The sequence below is a fragment of the Bacteroides sp. MSK.20.82 genome, assembly GCF_019052485.1.
Taxonomy (GTDB): domain Bacteria; phylum Bacteroidota; class Bacteroidia; order Bacteroidales; family Bacteroidaceae; genus Bacteroides; species Bacteroides thetaiotaomicron.
Window position 1 is genome coordinate 1 of record NZ_JAHQUN010000125.1, and the last position, 1,080, is coordinate 1,080.

General features: G+C 34.9%; 1 protein-coding gene. It reads left to right on the forward strand.

Annotated elements, in window-relative coordinates:
• Positions 1-21 precede the first annotated feature (21 nt).
• On the forward strand, positions 22-1,020 hold the full coding sequence (locus tag KTR07_RS28100; RefSeq protein WP_032568725.1) for an SMI1/KNR4 family protein: 999 nt from the start codon (positions 22-24) through the stop codon (positions 1,018-1,020).
• Positions 1,021-1,080: the final 60 nt, after the last annotated feature.

The following is a 1,080-nucleotide window of genomic DNA, read 5'->3' on the forward strand; positions in this document are numbered from 1 at the left end:
CATTATCTGCCCATAAAAAGAATGAATATGAAAATAGAATTAGAAAATTGTCAAAAAAGTCTTACTCTCAAAGATTTTGAAGAAATTGAGAGTAAATTGGGGTATGCCTTGCCGGAAAGACTGAAAGAGTTCTATTTGCAATATAATGGAGGAGAACCTAAACAGCAAACCATCTCCATAAACAAATATCACGAAGTGGAAATTATAATTTTCCAACCGTTCAAATATAATAAGAGTTTTAAGAATGCTCTTTTTCATACTGTTGAAGGAGAAACCTTGGAGCATCGTAGTTCTAATTCGATTTCTGACAATATTCTGCTATTTGCCAGTGGACATAACAATTTGAGAAATATTGGTGTAATTGCAATCAATATAAAAAACAGAGCTGTATATTTTTATAAAATTATTGGTTTTGTAAAAAATAGCGATGCATTTATTTTTGATGAACCTCAATTGATAGCGGATTCAATAGATGATTTTTTCAATAATCTCGTTGCTTTCCCAAAAATCGAAGAGGAACAACAAACGGAGATTATAGAAATAGAAGGTGTAATGCCTGAACTTTCGGACTGTTCGGCTTCGCTAACAAAAGAAGATATAAAGAATTTTGAGGTTGAGTTGAATGTAAAGATTCCGGCAGGCATGAAGAACTTTTACCTCAAGTTCAACGGTGGTATGCCATCACCATATTGTTTTCAACCGCAGGACGAGGATTTGGATTGGGTGGAGATAAATGCGTTCTTTCCGATAAAGGAACGCACCAATGCTTTTGAAACAATTGAAGTCATAGCCAAAGACATGTGGAGCAGAAATCTAATGCCAAGCAACCTGTTGCCTTTTGCTATGGATTCGGGTGGAAACTATTATGCGTTGAACTTGAAGAATAAAAAGATTTACTATTACTTGACTGACGAGTGGGACGAAAACGCTTCAAGAGAATACAACTTTGAAACAAATACTCGTTACATCGCCCAGTCATTCAATTACTTTATAAATCATTTCATCGAAGAAGAGGAATAAAGCGGGCAGATAACAAGCGGATCAATCTCCTTTAATGATGATTATCCACCAAACATTATC